The organism is Paraburkholderia sp. Cpub6, assembly GCF_014201065.1.
Lineage (GTDB): Bacteria > Pseudomonadota > Gammaproteobacteria > Burkholderiales > Burkholderiaceae > Paraburkholderia > Paraburkholderia tuberum.
In genome coordinates, this window is record NZ_JACHDM010000020.1 from 60,657 (window position 1) to 81,958 (window position 21,302).

18 protein-coding genes and 3 pseudogenes are annotated in these 21,302 nt (G+C 64.0%); 9 read left to right on the forward strand and 12 right to left on the reverse strand.

Going from position 1 to position 21,302, the window contains the following annotated elements; all coding sequences use genetic code 11:
• The first annotated feature begins 17 nt into the window (after nucleotides 1-17).
• Both HDG33_RS26945 and HDG33_RS26950 read left to right on the forward strand, forming a co-directional pair.
• A complete protein-coding gene (locus HDG33_RS26945) occupies nucleotides 18-1,196 on the forward strand; it encodes a PHB depolymerase family esterase (protein WP_184036166.1) in 1,179 nt (392 codons plus the stop codon).
• 109 nt (nucleotides 1,197-1,305) lie between these two features.
• Nucleotides 1,306-1,485, forward strand: a complete 180-nt coding sequence (locus tag HDG33_RS26950; RefSeq protein ID WP_090808381.1) for a DUF3563 family protein — start codon at nucleotides 1,306-1,308, stop codon at nucleotides 1,483-1,485.
• A 155-nt stretch (nucleotides 1,486-1,640) separates the two neighbouring features.
• On the opposite strand, the gene HDG33_RS26955 is transcribed toward HDG33_RS26950, so the two are convergent.
• The 7 genes and pseudogenes from HDG33_RS26955 to HDG33_RS26985 form a co-directional block, all read right to left on the reverse strand.
• Nucleotides 1,641-2,099, reverse strand: a complete 459-nt coding sequence (locus HDG33_RS26955) for a TspO/MBR family protein (RefSeq protein ID WP_090808383.1) — start codon at nucleotides 2,097-2,099, stop codon at nucleotides 1,641-1,643.
• Between the two features lie 57 nt (nucleotides 2,100-2,156).
• Nucleotides 2,157-3,227: pseudogene (locus HDG33_RS26960) on the reverse strand (cryptochrome/photolyase family protein).
• A 186-nt stretch (nucleotides 3,228-3,413) separates the two neighbouring features.
• A complete protein-coding gene (locus HDG33_RS26965; RefSeq protein WP_184036169.1) occupies nucleotides 3,414-3,833 on the reverse strand; it encodes an organic hydroperoxide resistance protein in 420 nt (139 codons plus the stop codon).
• A 171-nt stretch (nucleotides 3,834-4,004) separates the two neighbouring features.
• Nucleotides 4,005-4,457: a MarR family winged helix-turn-helix transcriptional regulator gene (locus tag HDG33_RS26970; protein ID WP_184036172.1), complete on the reverse strand. Its 453-nt coding sequence runs from the start codon at nucleotides 4,455-4,457 to the stop codon at nucleotides 4,005-4,007.
• Nucleotides 4,458-4,632: 175 nt separating this feature from the next.
• Entirely contained in the window at nucleotides 4,633-5,439 is an 807-nt protein-coding gene (locus HDG33_RS26975; RefSeq protein ID WP_184036175.1) for a BPSS1780 family membrane protein, read from the reverse strand.
• Nucleotides 5,430-6,425, reverse strand: a complete 996-nt coding sequence (locus HDG33_RS26980) for a homoserine kinase (protein ID WP_184036187.1) — start codon at nucleotides 6,423-6,425, stop codon at nucleotides 5,430-5,432. The genes HDG33_RS26975 and HDG33_RS26980 overlap by 10 nt, the downstream gene beginning before the upstream one ends.
• Before the next feature lie 213 nt (nucleotides 6,426-6,638).
• Nucleotides 6,639-7,034: a hypothetical protein gene (locus tag HDG33_RS26985; protein WP_184036200.1), complete on the reverse strand. Its 396-nt coding sequence runs from the start codon at nucleotides 7,032-7,034 to the stop codon at nucleotides 6,639-6,641.
• Nucleotides 7,035-7,225: 191 nt separating this feature from the next.
• Between HDG33_RS26985 and HDG33_RS26990 the strand changes: the two genes are divergently transcribed.
• Nucleotides 7,226-8,752 (forward strand): AMP nucleosidase, encoded by a 1,527-nt coding sequence (locus tag HDG33_RS26990; protein WP_409259077.1) that lies wholly within the window; start codon nucleotides 7,226-7,228, stop codon nucleotides 8,750-8,752.
• A gap of 140 nt (nucleotides 8,753-8,892) precedes the next feature.
• Here the strand turns inward: HDG33_RS26990 and HDG33_RS26995 are convergent.
• The 3 genes and pseudogenes from HDG33_RS26995 to HDG33_RS27000 form a co-directional block, all read right to left on the reverse strand.
• Nucleotides 8,893-9,039: pseudogene (locus HDG33_RS26995) on the reverse strand (chromate transporter); the annotation flags it as partial.
• An 85-nt stretch (nucleotides 9,040-9,124) separates the two neighbouring features.
• Nucleotides 9,125-9,247, reverse strand: a pseudogene (locus HDG33_RS38400) (chromate transporter); the annotation flags it as partial.
• Between the two features lie 207 nt (nucleotides 9,248-9,454).
• Nucleotides 9,455-10,198 (reverse strand): TIGR00730 family Rossman fold protein, encoded by a 744-nt coding sequence (locus HDG33_RS27000; protein ID WP_035471771.1) that lies wholly within the window; start codon nucleotides 10,196-10,198, stop codon nucleotides 9,455-9,457.
• Nucleotide 10,199: 1 nt separating this feature from the next.
• Between HDG33_RS27000 and polA the strand changes: the two genes are divergently transcribed.
• The 3 genes from polA to HDG33_RS27015 all read left to right on the forward strand — a co-directional run bounded on the left by polA (nucleotide 10,200) and on the right by HDG33_RS27015 (nucleotide 15,417).
• Nucleotides 10,200-12,941: a DNA polymerase I gene (gene polA, locus HDG33_RS27005; protein WP_184036205.1), complete on the forward strand. Its 2,742-nt coding sequence runs from the start codon at nucleotides 10,200-10,202 to the stop codon at nucleotides 12,939-12,941.
• Nucleotides 12,942-13,098: 157 nt separating this feature from the next.
• The gene (locus tag HDG33_RS27010; protein ID WP_184036207.1) at nucleotides 13,099-14,454 is read left to right on the forward strand and encodes an NAD(P)/FAD-dependent oxidoreductase; all 1,356 of its coding nucleotides are present in this window, start codon (nucleotides 13,099-13,101) and stop codon (nucleotides 14,452-14,454) included.
• 90 nt (nucleotides 14,455-14,544) lie between these two features.
• A complete protein-coding gene (locus HDG33_RS27015; RefSeq protein ID WP_184036209.1) occupies nucleotides 14,545-15,417 on the forward strand; it encodes a dienelactone hydrolase family protein in 873 nt (290 codons plus the stop codon).
• A gap of 50 nt (nucleotides 15,418-15,467) precedes the next feature.
• Here HDG33_RS27015 and HDG33_RS27020 read toward each other — a convergent pair whose 3' ends face one another.
• A complete protein-coding gene (locus HDG33_RS27020) occupies nucleotides 15,468-16,337 on the reverse strand; it encodes a sulfurtransferase (RefSeq protein ID WP_090808405.1) in 870 nt (289 codons plus the stop codon).
• Nucleotides 16,338-16,486: 149 nt separating this feature from the next.
• The gene (locus tag HDG33_RS27025) at nucleotides 16,487-17,593 is read right to left on the reverse strand and encodes an aromatic ring-hydroxylating dioxygenase subunit alpha (protein WP_184036211.1); all 1,107 of its coding nucleotides are present in this window, start codon (nucleotides 17,591-17,593) and stop codon (nucleotides 16,487-16,489) included.
• Nucleotides 17,594-17,913: 320 nt separating this feature from the next.
• Here HDG33_RS27025 and HDG33_RS27030 point away from each other — a divergent pair, with 320 nt between their 5' ends.
• The 3 genes from HDG33_RS27030 (at nucleotide 17,914) to dxs (ending at nucleotide 21,095) form a co-directional block, all read left to right on the forward strand.
• Nucleotides 17,914-18,222 carry an exodeoxyribonuclease VII small subunit gene (locus tag HDG33_RS27030; RefSeq protein ID WP_184036213.1) on the forward strand — a complete coding sequence of 103 codons (309 nt, stop codon included), beginning with the start codon at nucleotides 17,914-17,916 and terminating at the stop codon, nucleotides 18,220-18,222.
• Entirely contained in the window at nucleotides 18,219-19,100 is an 882-nt protein-coding gene (locus tag HDG33_RS27035) for a polyprenyl synthetase family protein (RefSeq protein ID WP_184036216.1), read from the forward strand. Before HDG33_RS27030 ends, HDG33_RS27035 begins: the two co-directional genes overlap by 4 nt.
• Nucleotides 19,101-19,187: 87 nt before the next feature.
• On the forward strand, nucleotides 19,188-21,095 hold the full coding sequence (gene dxs / locus HDG33_RS27040; protein WP_184036219.1) for a 1-deoxy-D-xylulose-5-phosphate synthase: 1,908 nt from the start codon (nucleotides 19,188-19,190) through the stop codon (nucleotides 21,093-21,095).
• Nucleotides 21,096-21,302 lie beyond the last annotated feature (207 nt).

The following is a 21,302-nucleotide window of genomic DNA, read 5'->3' on the forward strand; positions in this document are numbered from 1 at the left end:
TTGCGAGGTTATCGCCGATGGCAAAAAGCCTGTCGAAAATCTGGCTACGCGGTTTCAAGCGCCTGCTCGCGATCCAAACCGAACACGCGCAAAAAACCGCCAAGCGAGCGCAGGCGCGACCGGTTCGCGCCGCCACCACCAAACCGTCGAGCAAGGCTCATCCACTGAAGCCGGCTGCCGCGCTACGCACGCCGATGAAACGCGAAGCGCCGCGCGAGTCGCGCGTGCGTCCACGCGCGGCCGCGTGGGCGAGCGGCGCGTGGACGCGCTCGTTCCATTCCGCGCCGGCCGCGCCGGGCCGGCTGGTCAATCACCTGCAGTACGGACTCTATATCCCGTCCGGGCATGCGCATGAGGCGATGCCGCTGGTCGTGATGCTGCATGGCTGCACGCAGTCGATCGACGAATTCGCCGAAGGTACGCGCATGAACCTGCTCGCCGACCGCTACGGCTTCGCGGTCGTGTATCCGGAGCAATCGAAGCACGCGCACTCGCACCGCTGCTGGCATTGGTACGATGCCGGCGATAACGCGGGCGGCGCGGAAGCGCGCGCGGTCGTGTCGCTGGTGGATTCGCTGGTCGAGCAACACGGCTTTGACCGCGCGCGTGTCTACGTGGCGGGGATTTCGGCGGGCGCGGGGCTGACCGCGCTATTGGCCGTCAAGTACCCTGGGCATTTCGCCGCGGTCGCGCTGCATTCCGGCCCCGCTTTTGGCGAGGCGCGCTCCGGCATTACCGCGATGGACGTGATGCGGCGCGGCGCGCGTCGCGAGCCGGCGGAACTCGTCGACGAAACCACGAACGTCGCGCAATACCCGGGCATGCCGGCATTGATCGTCCACGGCGATGCCGACCATGTGGTGGCGCCGGTCAACGCGGACCAGTTGGCGACACAGTTCCTGCGTCTGAACCGCCTCATTGACGCAAACGGCGCGCGCAAAGCCGGCGAGACGCGCGAGGACCGCAAAAATGGCGTCGTGATGCGCGATTATCTGCGCGGCGGGCGGCGCGTGGTGCGGGTTTGTCGTGTGCAGGGGCTGGGTCACGCATGGGCCGGCGGCGACGATGCGCTGCCCTTCCATTCGTCCAAGGGCCCGGACGCGAGCGCCATGCTGTGGGAGTTTTTCCGGCATCAGCGTCGCACGGACGCGGGCCGCATCGCGGAAGGGTTGGCGGCATCGTCGGTCGGGCGGTGACGTCCGAGCAACACCTCGAAAATGAGCAGTGGCATGTAATCAGGGTTTTCCCTATAATACGGGTTATCCCTTAGGCGTAACCGCCTAGCTATCACTGCCGAGGTGAACCATGTATCTGATCAGCCGCCTGTTCCTGTTTCTGACCAAGTCGCCGGACCAGCTCGCGAAGGAGCGCGCTGACGCCTATCTCGCTGAAGCGACCGATCTCTACGATCTCGAATTCCGCATGCGCAAGCTCGATCAAGAGACGAACGCGCGTCCGTCGTGGATGAGCCAGCACTACGGCTAAGCCGACTGCCTGTAATCGGCATCAGGCCGTCAGCAATCGGAACATCGGCGCGTGGTGAGGCGCTGGTGTTCGGGTTGGCCATCAAGGCCATTGCCCGTATCGCGCACTCCCCTTTACTCATCGCGCGGCCTTCGCGCCCGCTTGGCAGACTCCACTCAAGCAGCCGGATTCAGCTGCCACAACGCGTAGTTCAAAAGCGCGGCGTACGCGACCCACACGACATACGGCACGAGCAGAATGCCCGCGAGGCGATCGCGCCGCCAGAACACATACGTCAGCATCACGATCAGTAGCAGCAGAATCAGGATGTCGATCAGCGCCGTCTCCGGCCGATGCAGGCCGAAAAACAGCCACATCCACGCGGCGTTGAACACCAGCTGCACGACCCACAGTACGATCGCCGCGGTCAGGCCGTCGCGCTTCCACACGCGCCACGCGGAAAACGCCATCAGCACGTAAAGTACGGTCCAGACCGGTGGGAAAACCCAGTTCGGCGGATTGAACACAGGCTTTTGCAGGCCCGTGTACCACGCGTCCGGCAGAGACAGACTCGCGGCCCAGCCGGCCGCCAGCGTCAGGATCAAAAACACGAGCAGCGACGGCAGACGGCGCATCTTCGCCCCCTTCAGACCTTCTTATTCAATAATGTGAGCAGGCACTCACTTTCCGTATCAGGCCAGTGTGCGCTCGCGGGCCTGTGCCTGGTCGACGATCCGTTCGGGATAATTCCCGCCCAGTACCATGCACCGAATTCCGCGAGCCGCTCCGCGCCGGCCAGCCACCGCGCGTGAATCCATTTTGCCGGCAAGTTCGCGAGCTGCGGTAGATATCGTTTGATAAAGCGCCGTCGGGGTCGAATTTTTCGGATCGCGTGACCGGATTGAAAATGCGGGAGTAAGGTTGCGCGCCGTAGCCGTTCGAGGCGGCCCACTGCCAGCCGCCGTTGTTCGCCGAGAAATCGAAGTCGTTCAGCAAATCGGCGAAGTATCGCTCGCCGAGCCGCCAGTCGATGCCGAGATCCTTCGCGAGGAAGCTTGCCGTGACCATCCGCAGACGGTTGTGCATATAGCCGGTCTGGTTCAACTGCAGCATCGCGGCATCGACAAGCGGATAGCCGGTGCGGCCATCGCACCAGGCGGCGAACGCTGCGTCGGCCGAGCGGCCTTTTTCCCAGTGCAACTGCTCGTATTCCGGCTTGAACGGCGCGCTTTGCGCGAGGCGCGGGTGGTGCGCGAGGACCATGAAGTAAAAATCCCACCAGATCGGTCCCGACAGCCACGTCGCGGCGCCTTTGCCGTCGGGTTGCAGCGACATCTCGTACGCGAGCCGCGCCAATGTGCGGATCGACACCGTGCCGAAGCGCAGATGCACCGACAGATAGCTCGGCTTTTCGCAGCGGGGAAATCGCGCCGTTCCGCGTAGCTGTCGATGCGGTGAGGAAATTGTCGAGCAGCTGTTGGGCGCCGCTCATGCCGGCGGGCAGTTGAAAGTCCGTCAGGTTGCCAGGCGCGAAGCCGAGCTGGTCGAGTGGGGCGATCCTGCACCGGCTCGCCTGGGTGGCGCGTCTGCCAGGCATCGACAATCGGCCGCAGGATCGTCGTGTCGAATACGAACACGCACCAGATACGCTCGCAATGCTTGGGCGCGTAGTACAGCGCGGCATGATCGGTGCTGCACAGATCGCGGCGGAACCAGACGAGGCCGGAGTCGAAGCTGCCGTGCAGGCGGCGGGCGCGTGTCATCGGGAGAGGCAGTCGGGCTGAAGGTGGTCGAGGACCGGCTACGCAGGATGCGTGCCGTGCGCGCGAAAACAATCAGCGCCCGGCCCTATTGTGCAGGGTGCGGGCGCTGCTCGCGACGGCGCAGGGTAATGCGCCGTGAGCGGTTCTTCTTGAGCATTGCTGATCGGCGCAACGGCCGACCTGACCTCAAGCGACGTGCAGACGAACCGCGACGTTGTTACGCGTAGCGTTCGAGTACGGGCAGACCTGGTGCGCTGCATCCACCAGTTCCCTGGCAGCGTCCGCAGCCAGACCCGGCAGAGTGATACGCAGGTCGATGTCGAGCGCGAAGCCGCCCTTGTCGTTCGGACCGATGCCGACGTCGGCGGAAACCTGCGTGTTGGCCGGCAGGGCCTGTTTGTGCTGGCCGGCGACAAACTTCATGGCGCTCAGGAAACAGGCCGAGTAGCCGGCTGCAAACAGCTGTTCGGGATTCGTGCCTGCTGCGCCATTTCCGCCGAGTTCACGCGGTGCCGCCAGCTTCACGTCCAATGCTTCGTCCGACGATACGGCGCGGCCGTCGCGGCCGCCGGTGCTCGTTGCGCTTGCCTTGTAGAGGATGTTCATGGTGCGGTTCCTAGTCTGGGGTGTCAGGGTTGGCTTGTTTGCCGCTGGCTGCCGGTTTGCCGGTCTGGCGAAGCGCTAGCGAAGCGGCAGGTGACCAAGATAGTACACAAATCATTTGTGTGCAAATGAATTTTGCGATGGAACCGGAACTAGTCCTTTTCAGTTATCGCACTACTGGTCCATGAAGTCGTTGAGCGTCGTGCGCAGGCGTGTGAGGTCGTCGCGCAGACGCAGCAGGAAGTCCGCCGTCTGCTGCGTCGCGCAGAAGATTTCGCCGGGCACGTCGCGCGCCTGACGCTTGAGCGCCTTGCCCGCGCCCGTCAGGCGAATGTAGACGAGGCGCTCATCGTCGGTGCCGCGCGCGCGCTCGACGAGTCCCTGCGCTTCGAGGCGCTTGAGCAGCGGCGTGACCGTCGCCGGATCGAGATTCAGGCGCGCGGCCATGTCCTTGACGGTGACGTCGTCGGTTTCCCACAGCACGAGCATCGCCAGATACTGTGGATACGTGAGTCCGAGATTTTCGAGCAGCGGCTTGTACGCTTTCGTCATCGCGAGCGAGGTCGAGTAGAGCGCGAAGCACAGTTGCTCGTCGAGCGTGAAGGGGAGAGCGGGGCGCTGGGTCATGATTCATCTCGGCAAAAAGAGCGTGCAAATGGATTGCACGCAAACCATTGTGCCGCAAGTCGATTCAGGATGCCGAGCGTCGGGAACAGGTGTGTCGACAGAGACGTCGGGAAGGTGCGCGCGGAACACGCGGCGCGCGCGGGCGCCAGAACGGCTCCCGCGCGGGAACGACGGATCAGGCCGCCGGCGTGGTCGGCAGATCCGGCGTTTGCGGCGTCTGCACGCCGAAGCAGCCGCGATAGGTCGCGTAGAACGAGCAGTACAGCATGGTCGTGACGATCATCGTCGCGGGCATCAGGATCGCGAACGCGAAGTCGGCCGCGCCGAGCGCCTGCATCAGCGCGGACAGCCCGATCGACACGACCGTTGCGACTGCAAACCACAGCGCCGCGAATACGACGAAAGCGCCGCGATTGCGCCAGCAACTGACGACGCTGAAGAACATGGCCTTGACGGGCGGCACGTCGTGCCAGGCGGCGAGGATGGGCGAGAACCAGAACAGCATCGCGACCGGTATGTAGAACGCGAGCGCGGTGATCACCGCGAGCGGGATATTGCTGTTGGCGATCGTGTTCTCGTCCATCGACGCGTTGCCGAGCATCACCTTCAGCAGCATGCCGCCGTCGGCGAGCGCCGAGCCTGCCAGCACGAGCGCCATGGCGATGACATACAGCACGCCGAGCACGAGCAGCCGCCGCGCGACCATCGGGCCATACGAATGAAAGCCGTCGACAAGGATGGTCGGAAACACCGGTTTGCCCGCGATCGTGTTGCGGCATGCGGCCATGAAGCCGACCGCGACACCGGGAATGAACAATAGCGGCAACACGCCGCCGACCACCGGAATCTGTGACACGAGCGTCATCACCAGCAAATAGGTGAAGAACAGCGTCAGAAAGGCGAGCGGATTCTTGCGGAACAGCCAGATACCTTGGCGGAACCACACATAGCCGGTTTTCGCGGGGACTTCGATCAGTTGCATGAGGTATGGATGCCTGGATTCGCGATGCCCTGCAGGCGCTCGCGCAGAATGCGTTCGAAATGACCGGGGTCGTGCGGCTTCAGCAGTTCGGCCGCGCGCGGCAAATGAAAATCATACAGGCGCGAGACCCAGAAACGGTATGCGCCCGCACGCAGCATGTCGCCCCAGTGATGGTTTTCCTCGACGGTGAACGGCCGCACGGTCTGATACGCGCGCAACAGCGCCTCGGTGCGCTCGGCGTCGAGCTTGCCGGTCGCGAGGTCGACGCACCAGTCGTTGACCGTCACCGCGACGTCGAACAGCCACTTGTCGCAGCCGGCGAAATAGAAATCGAAGAAACCACCGAGCCGCACTTCGTGGCCGGTGTCGGGCGCCGCGTGAGCGAACATCGCGTTGTCGCGGAACAGGTCGGCGTGGCACGGGCCCGCGGGCATTGCCGCGTAATCGGCGGAGGCGAAGAACGCTTCCTGATGCGCAAGCTCGGACGCCAGCAGATCGCGCTGCTCGCCTTCCAGATACGGCAGGATCGTCGGCACGGTTTCGCGCCACCACGGCAGGCTGCGCAGGTTCGGCTGATAGCGCGGATAATCGCGGCCCGCGAGGTGCAGGCGCGCGAGCATCTGGCCGACCTCGACGCAATGCTCGACGCCGGGCGAGAGTTCGGGTGTGCCTTCGAGCTTCGTCACGATGGTCGCGGGTTTGCCGAGCAGCATGCCGAACAGCGCGCCGTCGAGACGCGGCATCGGATCCGGTACCGGCACGCGATGCGCGGCAAGATGCCGCATCAGGTTCAGATAGAACGGCAGTTGTTCAGCTGTCAGCTTTTCGAAAATCGTCAGCACGTATTCGCCGCGCGTCGTCGTCAGAAAGAAGTTGCTGTTTTCAATGCCGGACGAAATGCCGCGAAACTCGACGACATCGCCGAGATCGTAGTGACTCATCCATTCTGCGAGTTGGGATTCGTTGACAGCGGTGAAGACGGCCATGCGGAAACGTCGGATCAGGTTGTTCGGGCTGGCGCGGTGCGGCCAGTGCGAGGTGAGACAAACGAATGTGGCGGAGCGGGCGACGAATGCGGAACGGCGAAGTGCAAGCGTCGCCGCATTCAGCGCGGGTTCATCGCGCAGCGGCCGCGATCGGGTTGAGCGGGGCCCGGTCGCGCCGCGGCCGCCGTTGCCGGCGTGCCGCTTTCGCAACGATCAATAGTGGAGATTCACCGATGGCAAGCGCGTACTGGGCTTGCCGCTGTCGTGGACGGTGGGCGACGTGTCGGGCGACGCGCTCATCTGGTAGCGGGTGCCGAAATTCGAATGCACGTCGATTTCGACCGGCTTGCCCTTGTCGCGGAATTCGGTGATTTCGGTGCCGTTCGGGCTGACTTCGTGAAAGCTCGGCGTGCGCGGAACGTTGATGTCGACCTTCGAGCTGACCTCTGCGCCCGGACGATTGATCTTGTCCAGGTCCGGCAGACCGGCCCGTTCATTGGCGGACTGGGGCACGCCGGCGGCCGGCGGTTCGTCGACGGGCTGGGCAGCCATCGCGGCGTTGCCGAAGGCCAGAGCCAGCGCAACAGCGATGGGAAGGAGCAGCTTCATGGTGATTCTCCGATTGGGTGCCCGGATTCTAGCAAATCCGGCCTGACGCACGGGCGCGAAGCCTTATTTTGCGCCGCTTTCGCGCAACCTGCGCGCGTTCTCGCGGGCGCTGTTGCAAGCGTCGCCGCCGACATTTGGCAACAGCGGGTTCCGTGGTAATGTCGTCTCATCAAAAAGGGTGAACGATGATGATCAACAACGATATCAATCAGCGCACGGTGCAGACTCCCGCCAACAGCTTCCCAACCGAAGGCTTCGACGACGCGGCCGAGGCCGTCACCCGCCTCGCCGCGATCTACGAGGCGAACACGTCGTTCCTGCGCGATGCGTTCGCGCGCTATCGCCGCAACGAGCAGTTCGACCATCGCGTGCGCGCCTGCTATCCGTTCGTGCGCGTGCGTACCGAGGTCAACACGCACGTCGATTCACGCCGCTCGTACGGTTTCGTCGCGGGGCCGGGCGTGTTCGAGACGACCGTCACGCGGCCAGACCTGTTCGGCAACTACTATCGCGAGCAACTGCGGCTGCTGGCGAAGAATCATCACGTGCAGATCGAAGTCGGCGTGTCGGACCAGCCGATTCCGATTCATTTCGCGTTCGCCGAGGGCATCCACCTCGAAGGCGATCTGGACCGCGAGCGCCTGTTCCTGATGCGCGACATCTTCGATATACCGGACCTCGCGCTGCTCGACGACCGCATAGTCAACGGCACGTACGAGCCGCTGCCGGGCGAGCCGCATCCGCTCGCGTTGTTCACGGCGGCGCGCGTCGATTTTTCACTGCATCGGCTGAAGCACTACACGGCGACCTCGCCGACGCATGTGCAGAACTACGTGCTGTACACCAACTACCAGTTCTATATCGACGAATTCGTCAAGCTCGGCCGGGGCATGATGGCCCGTACCGACGACGAGGAATTGCGCGCCTATCGCAGCGAATACACGTCGTTCGTCGAGCCCGGCGACGTCATCACCCACAACGAGAATCTCGGCGAGCAGGCGCAGGAGGGCACGCTGCCGCCACGTCTGCCGCAGATGCCGGCCTATCACCTGAAACGCGCGGACGGCAGCGGCATCACGATGATCAACATTGGGGTCGGGCCGTCGAATGCGAAGACCATCACCGATCACATCGCGGTGCTGCGTCCGCATGCGTGGATCATGCTCGGCCACTGCGCGGGACTGCGCAACACGCAGCGTCTCGGCGACTACGTGCTCGCGCACGGCTATGTGCGCGAAGATCATGTGCTCGATGCCGATCTGCCGCTGTGGGTGCCGATTCCGGCGCTCGCCGAAGTGCAGGTCGCGCTCGAGCGCGCGGTCGCGCAGGTCACGCAGCTCGACGGCGTCGAGCTGAAGCGCGTGATGCGCACGGGCACGGTGGCGAGCGTCGACAATCGCAACTGGGAGCTGCGCGATCATCGCGAGCCGGTGCAGCGGCTGTCGCAAAGCCGTGCAATCGCGCTCGATATGGAAAGCGCGACGATCGCCGCGAACGGCTTCCGCTTCCGCGTGCCTTACGGCACGTTGCTGTGCGTGTCGGACAAGCCGCTGCACGGCGAGCTGAAGCTGCCGGGCATGGCCGATCAGTTCTATCGCGCGCAGGTCGATCAGCATCTGCAGATCGGCGTGAAGGCGATGGAACTGCTGCGGATGAATGGGCTGCATCGATTGCATAGCCGCAAGCTGCGGAGTTTCGCGGAAGTCGCGTTTCAGTAACTCAGGCCGAGGCACTGATAAACAGCCCGCTTACGCTGGATGTGCCGCTTTGAAGATGGCTCGCGAGCGACGTCGGAACCAATCGGCTTCGTTGGTTGTCGAGGTGACGCTCGCCGGCTCAACCCTGCCCGAAACCGGGTCAACCCGATCAAGCTCCTGGCCGGCATCCAATGATGCACGTCGACCACCGGCCGCTGCATCTCCGGAAGGATCGTATTGCCGCCGCCGAACGCGAGCAGCGCCAGCTGACTAAAAATCGCCGCAAGGGAAACGAGCGTGTCGTTCATCGCGCGCTCCTTGCAGCAAGATAAATGCTGAGCGGCGTGAGCACGAGCATCGTCGGCAGCAGCGGCAGTCGCAGCATCGACGAGTGCGCGGCGCGAGCGGCAACGCGCCGCCGAATGAAATGAGACCGGGGCCGAGAAAACCGCCGAAGATCTCACGCAACGTCGGCGCGAGCGCGAGCGCGGCTTCGGGTGAGGTGAGTTCGTTCAGATTGCGAGCTTCGAGTACCAGCTGAGCACGTTAGCGCCGGACCGCAAGCGTGCAAACGATTTGTTCGCCAATCCGGTTGACAGTCAGCGCGCCGCAAACTGGCCTGCTAAACGAAAGCGGGCAGCCCGAAGGCAGCCCGAAGGCTGCCCGCCATGTGCGCGCCTCGCATCGTGCTACGCGCAATGCGAGGCGCGCAGCCTCTTGCCATCACAGGTAGAACATCCGGTCTTCTTCCGACTTGACCGGATGAACTTCGCCTTCCTCGCGGTCTTCGTAGAACTTGAGCACCGCTTCGAGCACCTGGTCCGGATTGTCGATCACCTGCATCAGATCGATGTCGGTCGGATTGATCAAACCCATCGGAATCAGAGCGCTCTTGAACCACGCGAGCAGACCTTCCCAGAACTCGGCGCCGACCAGAATGATCGGCACATGGCGCGACTTCTTGGTCTGGATCAGCGTGAGCACTTCGGCCAGTTCGTCGAGCGTGCCGAAGCCGCCGGGCATCACGATCACCGCATCCGAGTTCTTCACGAACGTGACCTTGCGCGTGAAGAAATGGCGGAAGCGCAGCGAGATGTCCTGCCACTGGTTGCCCGACTGCTCGTGCGGCAACTCGATGTTCAGACCGACCGAAGGCGCCTTGCCCGCATGCGCGCCCTTGTTGGCCGCTTCCATGATGCCGGGGCCGCCGCCGGAGATCACCGCGAAGCCAGCATCCGACAATTTGCGCGCGATCTGCGTGGCGAGTTTGTAGTACGGCGAGTTCGGTTTCAGGCGCGCCGAACCGTAGATGCTGACCGCCGGGCGAATCTCCGACAGGTACTCGGTCGCCTCGATAAACTCTGCCATAATCGTGAACATCTGCCACGATGCGCGGGCTTTCTTGGCCGTTGCGCGCTCTTGATCTGCGAGCGATCGCAGACTCGGAATCACTTTTCTCTTAGTCATAATGCCTGAAGAACGAAGCCTTGAAGGTAAGACCCTGCTGTTGGTCGACGGTTCGAGTTATCTGTACCGGGCCTACCATGCGATGCCTGATCTGCGCGGTCCCGAGGGCGGCCCGACGGGTGCGCTCTACGGGATGATCAACATGCTGCGGCGCATGCGCAAGGAAGTCACAGCAGAGTATAGCGCGTGCGTGTTCGACGCCAAGGGCAAAACGTTTCGCGACGACTGGTATCCGGAATACAAGGCGAACCGTCCGTCGATGCCGGAAGATCTTGCTCGTCAGATCGAGCCGATTCACGTCGCGGTGCGTGCGCTCGGCTGGCCGCTGCTGATGATCGATCGCGTCGAAGCGGATGACGTGATCGGCACGCTGTGCACCGAAGCGGAAAAGCTCGGCATGAACGTGGTCGTGTCGACCGGCGACAAGGACCTCGCGCAGCTCGTGTCGAACCGCGTGACGCTCGTCAATACGATGACCAACGAAACGCTCGACCGCGACGGTGTGGTCGCGAAGTTCGGTGTGCCGCCGGAGCGCATCATCGATTATCTGTCGCTGATCGGCGATACCGTCGACAACGTGCCGGGCGTCGAGAAGTGCGGTCCGAAAACCGCGGTCAAATGGCTGACGCAATATGAGTCGCTAGATGGCATCGTCGGGCATGCGAGCGAGATCAAGGGCGCGGTCGGCGAGAATCTGCGCCGCGCGCTGGACTTTTTGCCGATGGCGCGCAAGCTCGTCACAGTCGAGCGTCATTGCGATCTGACCGGGCACATCGTGTCGATCGAGGAGAGTTTGCCGAGCCTTCCCGAATCGCGCGAAGAGTTGCGCGAGGTGTTCACGCGCCACGGCTTCAAGACGTGGCTGCGCGAAGTCGAAATCGCCGATGCGGTCGAAGGTCCGGAAACCGACGTGCCCCCCGCGTTGTCCGTCGATCACGAGCGCCACTACGAGACCGTGCAAACATGGGAGCAGCTCGACGCGTGGCTCGACAGGATCAATGCGGCCGAGCTGACCTCGTTCGATACCGAGACCACGTCGCTCGATCCGATGATCGCGCAGATCGTCGGCTTGTCGCTGTCGGTCGAAGCGGGCCGCGCCGCGTATGTGCCGCTCGCGCATCGCGGCCCCGACGCGCCGGTGCAGCTGCCGCGCGACGAAGTGCTCGCGAAGCTCAAGCCGTGGCTCGAAAGCGCCGGCCACAAGAAGGTCGGCCAGCATCTGAAGTACGACGAACAGGTGCTCGCGAATTACGGCATCGAAATGCGCGGCGTCGAGCATGACACGCTGCTCGAGTCGTACGTGCTCGAATCGCATCGCACGCACGACATGGACAGCCTCGCGCTGCGTCATCTCGGCGTGAAGACGATCAAGTACGAAGAGGTCGCGGGCAAGGGCGCGCAGCAGATCGGCTTCGACGAAGTCGCGCTCGACAAAGCCGCCGAATATGCGGCCGAAGACGCAGACATCACGCTGCGTTTGCATCAGGCCTTGTATCCGCAGATCGCCGCGGAGAAGTCGCTCGACCACGTGTATCGCGAGATCGAAGTGCCGACTTCGCGCGTACTGCGCAAGATGGAGCGGACCGGCGTGCTGATCGACGCGGAGAAGCTGCGTCAGCAGAGCAGTGAGATCGCCACGCGTCTGATCGAACTCGAAGGCAAGGCGTACGAACTGGCCGGCGGCGAATTCAACCTCGGCTCGCCAAAGCAGATTGGTCAGATTTTCTTCGAGAAGCTCGAACTGCCGGTCATCAAGAAGACGCCGAGCGGTGCGCCTTCCACCGACGAAGAGGTGTTGCAGAAGCTCGCCGAAGACTATCCGCTGCCGAAGATTCTGCTCGAACATCGCGGCCTGTCGAAACTGAAGTCGACCTATACCGACAAGCTGCCGCGCATGGTCAATCCGCACACCGGCCGCGTGCATACGAACTACGCGCAGGCCGTCGCGGTGACGGGGCGGCTCGCGTCGAACGATCCGAACCTGCAGAACATTCCGGTGCGTACCGGCGAAGGTCGGCGCATCCGCGAGGCGTTCATCGCGCCGCCCGGGCACAAGCTCGTCTCCGCCGATTATTCGCAGATCGAATTGCGCATCATGGCCCACATCTCGGGCGACGAATCGTTGTTGCGCGCGTTTTCGCAGGGCGAGGACATTCACCGCGCCACCGCGTCGGAAATCTTCAGCGTGACGCCGCTCGAAGTGTCGAGCGATCAGCGGCGCGTCGCGAAGGTCATCAACTTTGGGCTCATCTACGGCATGAGCGCGTTCGGACTCGCGTCGAACCTCGGCATCACGCGCGATGCGGCGAAGATTTATATCGACCGCTACTTCGCGCGCTATCCCGGCGTCGCGCGCTATATGGACGAGACGCGCTTGAGCGCGAAGGCGAAGGGCTACGTCGAAACGGTGTTCGGCCGTCGTCTGTGGCTGCCCGAGATCAACGGCGGCAACGGTCCGCGCCGCCAGGCCGCCGAGCGGGCCGCGATCAACGCGCCGATGCAGGGTACCGCGGCCGACCTGATCAAGCTTTCGATGATCGCCGTGCAGAACTGGATCGAAGACTCGAAGATCGGCACGCGGATGATCATGCAGGTGCATGACGAACTGATTCTCGAAGTGCCCGACGCTGAGTTGTCCGAAGTCCGCAAGCGCCTGCCAGAACTGATGTGCGGCGTCGCCGCGCTGAAGGTGCCGCTCGTCGCCGAGGTCGGTGCGGGCCTGAACTGGGAGGAAGCGCATTGACATGCCCGTGACATGCGCACGATAACGTCGTGCGCATGTCACACATGGGTTTTGGCGACTTGTGACTTCTTAGGCGGGTCGAGGACAATCGATTCAGGACGGCGCATTCATGCGCAGCGTCGCGACAGATAATTCATCGGCTACACGGAGAAGTGCAATGCATCGATTTATCGTCGTTGGCGGAGGTGCGGGAGGATTGGAACTGGCGACGCGTCTTGGCGATCGCTATGGGGCCGACAAGAAGGGGCGCAGCGCGCAGGCCCAGGTCACGCTGGTCGACCGCTATCCGACGCATATCTGGAAGCCGCTGCTGCACGAGGTGGCTGCGGGCAGCATGGACCCGTTCACGCAGGAGCTCCCGTACGCGGCGCAGGCGCGCTGGCATGGCTTCGCATTCCAGCAAGGCGACCTGACCGCACTCGACCGCACGAACCGACGCATTACGCTCGGCACCGTGCTGGACGACGACGGCGCTGAACTGCTGCCCGAACGCGAGCTCGAGTACGACACGCTGATCATCGCGATCGGCAGTACCACGGCCTTCTTCGGCGTCAAGGGAGCGGCCGAATTCTCCATTGCACTGGATACGGTTAGCGAGGCAGAGCGTTTCCGCAAGCGCCTGATCGCGGCGTGCATGCGCGCCGAGCATCAGGCACACGAGCCCGTCGAGTCGAGACCGGGACCCGGCACGTGGACGTCCAGCGAGCCGCGCATTCAGGTGGCGATCGTCGGCGGCGGCGCGACGGGGGTCGAGTTGTCGGCGGAGTTGCGCAATACCGCGCAGGTGTTGTCCGCGTATGGCTTGCACAAGCTCGATCCGCGGCATGACGTCGGCATCGTGCTGATCGAGGCGGGGCCGCGCATTCTGCCCGCGTTGCAGGAGCGCGTTTCCACGGCCACCGCTGAATTGCTGACCAAGCTCGGCGTGAAGCTGATGATCGGCGAGACGGTGGCCGAGGTCGCGCCGGGCTACATCCGCACCGCGAGCGGTCACACCGTGCGGGCCGATCTGACCGTGTGGGCGGCGGGCATCAAGGCGCCGGCGGTGCTGGGTCAGCTCGACGGGCTGCCGGTCAACCGGCTTGGCCAGCTGGTCGTGCGCCGTACGCTGCAAACCGGGATCGACGACAACATCTTCGCGCTCGGCGACTGCGCGGCCTGCGAGTGGCCCGGCAATGAGCGCAACGTGCCGCCGCGCGCGCAGGCCGCGCATCAGCAGGCGAGCTTTCTGCTGAAGGCACTGGCGGCGCGCCTCGACAACAAGCCGCTGCCGGAATTCACCTATCGCGACTTTGGTTCACTGGTCTCGCTCGGCCACTTCAGCGCGGTCGGCAATCTGATGGGCGGGGTGATCGGTGGCAATATGCTGATCGAAGGGCTGTTCGCGCGCTTCATGTACATGTCGCTGTACCGGCTGCATATCGCGGCGCTGCACGGCTATCCGCGCATGGTGCTCGACACCTTCGCGCATTGGTTGCGCCGTACCACGCTGCCGCGCGTCAAGCTGCACTGACGCGCGCGGACGATCTCCTCAGTTGAATGTGCAACGGGATGCGCGCAAGGCGTATCCTGTTGCCTCTAACAATTCTTCGAGGAGCGCCACATGCTGAAGCTTGAGGTCGACTGCCTGGTCCCGCACGTTCCCTTCGATCGGCGCACCTTCATCAAGGCGGCGCTGGGCACCGGTTTCGCGGCGGCGGTGCTGCCAGTCTCGGCGCAAACCATTCATACCGACAGCGACGGCCTCGAAGCAGGGGAGGTGGCGTTTCATTCGCTCGGTACGCTGATACCGGCCTACCGCGCGCAGCCGAAGGGCAAGACGCATCTGCCGGTGATCCTCGTCGTGCATGAGGCTTTCGGCGTGCACGAGCATATCGCGGACGTCTGCCGGCGCTTCGCGAAGCTGGGCTATCTGGCAATCGCGCCCAACCTGTTCGAGCGCGAGGGCGATCCGACCGTCTACACGAGCATCCAGCAACTGAGCGAGCAACTGCTCAGCAAGGTACCCGACGAGCAGGTGCTGGCCGACCTCGACGCAGCCGTCGCGTGGGCCGGCGAAAACGGCGGCGACCTGAACCGGCTCGGCGTGAACGGCTTCTGCTGGGGTGGGCGCATCTCGTGGCTCTATGCCGAACACAATCCGCGCGTGAAGGCGGGGGTCGCCTGGTACGGTCGCGTGACCGGCGCGAAGAATGCGATGACGCCGGCCAATCCGATCGATCTCGTTGCTGACCTTCATGCGCCGGTGCTCGGCCTGTACGGGCGCCAGGATCAAAGCAATCCGCAGGACACGCTCGAGCAGATGAAGCAGGCGATCGCGCAAGGGCCGCAAGCAGGACGCGGCTCGCAGTTCGTCGTTTATGACGACGCGGGTCACGCGTTTTTCGCCGATTACCGTCCGAGCTACAGGAAGGCCGATGCCGAGGATGGCTGGCGTCGTACGCTCGTGTGGTTCAAGCAGCACGGCGTGGCTTGAAGCGCTGCTCGAATTCCTCGCGTCTGGTTACGACGTGCGGCGGCTCGCGCTCAAGGTTTCGCCCCCGTCGCCACCGGCCGTTTCGGATCGGAACTCCATTCGCTCCAGGAGCCCGCGTACAACGCTGAACCATGCAGGCCGGCAACCTCCATCGCAAGCGAATTGATGCAGGCGGTCACGCCCGAGCCGCATTGCAGCACCACGTGTTCGGGCGGCGTGTCGCCGAGCAGCGCGTGGAATTCCTCACGCAGTGTGTGCGCCGGCTTGAAGCGGCCGTCGGGGGTCAGGTTGTCCTTGAAGAAGCGGTTCAGCGCGCCCGGGATATGGCCGCCGACGCGGTCGAGCGTCTCGTTTTCGCCGCGATAGCGATCGGCCGCGCGCGCATCGACGACGATTCGCTCCTTCGAACCGAGGTTGCGCTCGACCGCCTGGGTATCGATAGTCACGGCGAGCGGCGCGGCCGCCTTGAAGTCGCCGGTGTTCTGCGCGGGCACGTCCTGCGTCAGCGGTTGGCCGGCCGCTTCCCATGCCTGCAGCCCGCCGTCGAGCAGCGCGACCGCGTCGTGACCGAGCCAGCGCAACAGCCACCAGACGCGCGCCGCGTACATGCCGCCTTGTGCGTCATATGCGACGACCTGTTGACCTTGCTTCAGTCCCCGCGACTCCAGCGTTTCGACGAGCCGCGCGCGATCGGGCAGCGGATGCCGGCCGTTCGAGCCGTTCTTCGGCCCGGACAGATCGCGATCGAGATGCAGATAGTGCGCGCCCGGCAGATGGCCGGCCAGCCAGGCTTTCTCGCCCGCGTCGGTATCGGCGAGGTCGAACCGGCAGTCGATCACGAACACGCTGCCCGGCGCGGCCGTGAGCCGCTCGGCGAGATTGGTCGCGGAGATCAGGGTGGTGTAATGAGTGTGGGGCATGAGCGTCTCCTCGATACGGGCGATGGCGGCTGCGGGCCGCGTCGTTCACGCGGCTGGCGCATGGCCGGTCTATATCGGTAGTCTAAACAAAAAAAGACGGGTCGAAGCCCGTCTTTCCTTGAGTCGATCGATGCGCCAGGCGGCGCGGATCAGATCGTGCCGAGTTCGCGCCGCAGAAACTCGTGGAAGTGCTGCATACCGTCTTCCATCGGACTCTGATACGGTCCGACCTGTGATTCGCCGCGCTCCATCAACGCGAGGCGGCCAGCGTCCATGCGCTCGGCGATCTCGTCGTCTTCGCGGGCTGTCTCCATATAGGCGGCGCGCTCGGCTTCGACGAAGTCGCGCTCGAACAGCGCGATTTCCTCGGGGTAATAGAACTCCACCACGTTGGTGGTCTTCTGCGGACCGCGCGGAATCAGCCACGACACGACCAGCACGTGCGGATACCACTCGATCATGATGCCCGGGTAGTACACCATCCAGATCGCGCCGAACTCGGGCGGATTGCCGTCGCGAAAGCGCAGCACTTCGTCGTGCCACTTGCGATACGTCGGACTGCCCGGTTGCTCGAGCGCCTTGTGCACGCCGACCGTCTGCACGCTGTACCAGTCGCCGAACTCCCACGTCAGATCGTCGCAATTGACGAAGCTGCCGAGGCCCGGATGGAACGGTGCGACGTGATAGTCCTCCAGATAGACCTCGATGAAGGTCTTCCAGTTGTAGTTGCACTCATGGACTTCGACGTGATCGAACATGAAGCCCGAGAAATCGAAATGGCGCTTGGTGCCGAGGCGTCCGAGATCTTTCGCGACGTCCCGACCTTGGGCCTCGAACAGCAGACCCTGCCAGTTCTGCAGTGGCGTGGCGCCGAGATTCAGGCACGGGTTGTCGGCGAAATGGGGCGCGCCGAGCAGCGCGCCCTTCAGGTCGTACGTCCAGCGATGCAGCGGACAGACGATGTTCTGCGTCTGGCCGCGGCCGTTGAGCATGATGGCTTGCCGGTGGCGGCACACGTTCGACAGCAACTCGACTTGCGACTGCTGGTTACGGACGAGTACCCGCCCCTCGCGTTCGCTGGGCAAGGCAAAATAATCCCCCGCTTCGGGCACCATGAGATCGTGGCCGATGTAGCGAGGACCATTCTTGAAAAGGGTGTCGATTTCGCGCGTAAGAAGCGCTTCGTCAAAGTAAGCCGTGACTGGCAGTTGGCTGTGAACAGACCGCAACTGCAATGCATTGCTCAGATTGGACATTCCCACTCCCGATGAAGACGTGAAAGCAGTGAACAACCCAACCATCGAAGATTCGATTTAGGGAGCCCGCAATTATACCCGTTTCCCTGTGACAGGGGCACTTAAGTCCCTGATTTGGGTTAAAAATGTCAAGAAAGTTCGGCATTTTCGCCGCAGACCTCGAGCTTTTTTTCTGCGAGACTTCAGGGTCGAAGCGGGGCAAGGGTGGGCATCGGACAGGCTCGAAGCGAGACAGCACGGCGGGGCGCAGGCCGGCGAGCGGATCGAAAATGTCGCTTTTGCCGTAGAATGTCCGACTTGTTTTAATTTTGCGACTATTCATGGCGAAGACCGCATCGAACGATTCCGCCGCCGCACCAGCCGAAAGCGGCGATAGCGCGCCGCTGCCGGAGAACTACGAGGCCGCGCAGACCGAACTGGAAGAGCTCGTCGCGCGCATGGAAGGCGGCAGTCTGAGCCTCGAGGAATCGCTGGCCGCTTACCGTCGCGGGGCGGCACTTGTCGCATTCTGTCAACAGCAGCTCGAAAAGGTCGAGCAGCAGGTGCGGGTCCTCGATGGCGAGACCCTCAAGCCGCTGCCCGTGAATACCGCAGGAACAGCCGCGACTGAGAGCGGGGACGACCTATGACATTCGAACAATGGACGCGCTCGGTGCTCGAACGCGTCGAAACGGCTCTGGAACACTATCTGCCGGCCGAGACGACCGAACCCGCCAGGCTGCACGAGGCGATGCGCTATGCGGTGCTCGGCGGCGGCAAGCGGGTGCGGCCGCTCCTGTGCCACGCGGCCGGCGAGCTGACCGGCGCGCGTGCCGAATGCCTCGATGCGGCGGCGGCGGCGCTGGAAATGATTCACGTGTACTCGCTCGTGCACGACGACATGCCCTGCATGGACGACGACGAACTGCGCCGCGGCAAGCCGACGGTCCACGTCAAGTATGACGAAGCGACCGCGCTGCTGGTCGGCGACGCGCTGCAGTCACAAGCATTCATCGTGCTCACGTCCGACGTACTCGGCCGGCCGAAGCAGGCCTCGCTCGTACGCGAACTCGCGCTCGCAAGCGGCTCGATCGGCATGTGCGGCGGCCAGGCCATCGATCTGGCGAGCGTCGGCCACACGCTGACCCGCCCGCAGCTCGAGACCATGCATCGCATGAAGACCGGCGCGCTGCTGCGCGCGGCCGTGCGCATGGGCGCATTGGCCGGCGAGACGCCGGACGCGCAGGGTCTGGCGTCGCTCGACGCCTACGCCGCCGCGGTCGGTCTTGCGTTTCAGGTCGTCGACGACATTCTCGACGTCACGACCGACTCCGCAACGCTCGGCAAGACCGCCGGCAAGGACGCGAAGGACGGCAAGCCGACCTACGTGTCGATTATTGGGCTCGACGCGTCGCGCGCGCTCGCGGCACAACTGCGCGGCGACGCGCACGCCGCGCTCGCGCCGTTCGGCGCGCGCGCGCAGCGTCTTGCCGAACTGGCCGACCTGGTGGTGAACCGGGTCAGCTGAACGCGAAAGCCCGCCGCCGCGCACCCTCCATCCCCGGGGTGCATGTATGAAGTGCGGGCGCGTAAGTTTTCCTACAATGGAACGACGATGTACGACTTGCTGAAAACCATCGACGACCCGGCAGCCCTGCGCCGCCTCGATCGCCGCCAATTGCAACCGCTTGCCGACGAGTTGCGTGCCTTCGTGCTCGACAGCGTATCGCAGACGGGCGGCCATCTCTCGTCCAACCTCGGCACGGTCGAGTTGACCATCGCGCTGCACTACGTCTTCGATACGCCGCACGACCGGATCGTCTGGGACGTCGGCCATCAGACCTATCCGCACAAGATCCTGACCGGTCGTCGCGACCAGATGCACACGCTGCGTCAGTTGGGCGGCATCTCGGGCTTCCCGAAGCGCGACGAATCGGAATACGACACCTTCGGCACCGCGCACTCGAGCACGTCGATTTCGGCCGCGCTCGGCATGGCGATCGCGAGCAAGCTGCAAGGCGACAACCGCATGGGCATCGCCGTGATCGGCGACGGCGCGATGACGGCCGGCATGGCCTTCGAGGCAATGAACAACGCGGGCGTCGAAGACGACGTGCCGATGCTCGTGATCCTCAACGACAACGACATGTCGATCTCGCCGCCGGTCGGCGCGCTGAATCGCCATCTCGCGCGTCTGATGTCTGGGCGCTTCTATGCGGCTGCGCGCGCGGGCGTCGAGCGCGTGCTGCGCGTCGCGCCGCCGGTGCTCGATCTCGCGCGCAAGCTCGAGGAGCACGCGAAGGGCATGATCGTGCCGGCGACGCTGTTCGAAGAGTTCGGCTTCAACTACATCGGACCCATCGACGGTCACGATCTCGATTCGCTGATTCCGACGCTGCAAAACATCAAGGAACTGCGCGGGCCGCAATTCCTGCACGTGGTCACGAAGAAAGGCCAAGGCTACAAGCTGGCCGAGGCTGATCCGGTGCTGTACCACGGTCCCGGCAAGTTCAATCCGGCCGAGGGTATCAAACCGGCCGCGACGCCGTCGAAAAAGACCTACACGCAGGTGTTCGGCGAGTGGCTGTGCGACGCAGCCGAGCTCGACTCGCGCGTGATCGGCATTACGCCGGCAATGCGTGAAGGCTCGGGCATGGTCGAGTTCGAAAAGCGCTTCCCGGATCGTTACTTCGACGTCGGCATCGCCGAGCAGCACGCGGTGACGTTCGCGGGCGGCCTTGCCGCGGACGGCATGAAGCCTGTCGTCGCGATCTATTCGACCTTTCTGCAACGCGCATATGACCAGCTGATTCACGACGTCGCGCTGCAAAACCTGCCGGTGGTGTTCGCAATCGATCGTGCGGGTCTCGTTGGTGCGGACGGCGCGACGCATGCGGGCGCGTACGACCTCGCGTTCATGCGTTGTATTCCGAACATGACCGTGATGGCGCCATCGGACGAAAACGAGTGCCGCCAGATGCTGTACACCGCGTTGCAGCAGTCGCATCCGACCGCTGTGCGCTACCCGCGCGGCGCGGGTACCGGGGTCGCAACGGTCAAGCAGATGGCCGCGTTGCCGCTCGGCAAGGGCGACGTGCGTCGCGAGACGTCGGCGCCGGCCGGCAAGCGCATCGCGATTCTCGCGTTCGGCACGATGGTCGCGCCGTCGCTCGCGGCTGCTGAGCAACTCGACGCCACCGTCGCGAACATGCGCTTCGTGAAGCCGCTCGACACCGAACTCGTGCGCAAGCTGGCCGAGACGCACGACGCGATCGTCACCGTCGAGGAAGGCTCCATCATGGGTGGCGCGGGTTCGGCGTGCGTCGAAGCCCTGCTCGCAAGTGGGGTTATGCGTCCCGTACTACAATTGGGCCTCCCCGATCGGTTCATCGATCACGGGGACCCGGCCAAGCTGCTCGCCGCGTGCGGTCTCGACGCCGCGGGTATCGCCCGGTCGATCCGCGAACGCTTCCTTGCGAGCGGCGCGGTCGGCGGTCAGTCGTCCGTGAAGCGCGTCGCGTAAAGCGCTGTCGGCTGTCGTGCCGTCGTAGGTGCGACTCATGCCGCCGTCATGCGACGGCGGCTTCGGCAATCTCCAGTTTGAACCGACGGGTGTTGCGGCCCGTCACCCAACGCCGGCGCGAGCCGGCGTTCGCCGTTGCGCGCACTGATCCGCATGGCCGCTGGGTGCCTCGCACTCGCTGCGCGATAGTCGCCGATGCAGCGAAAC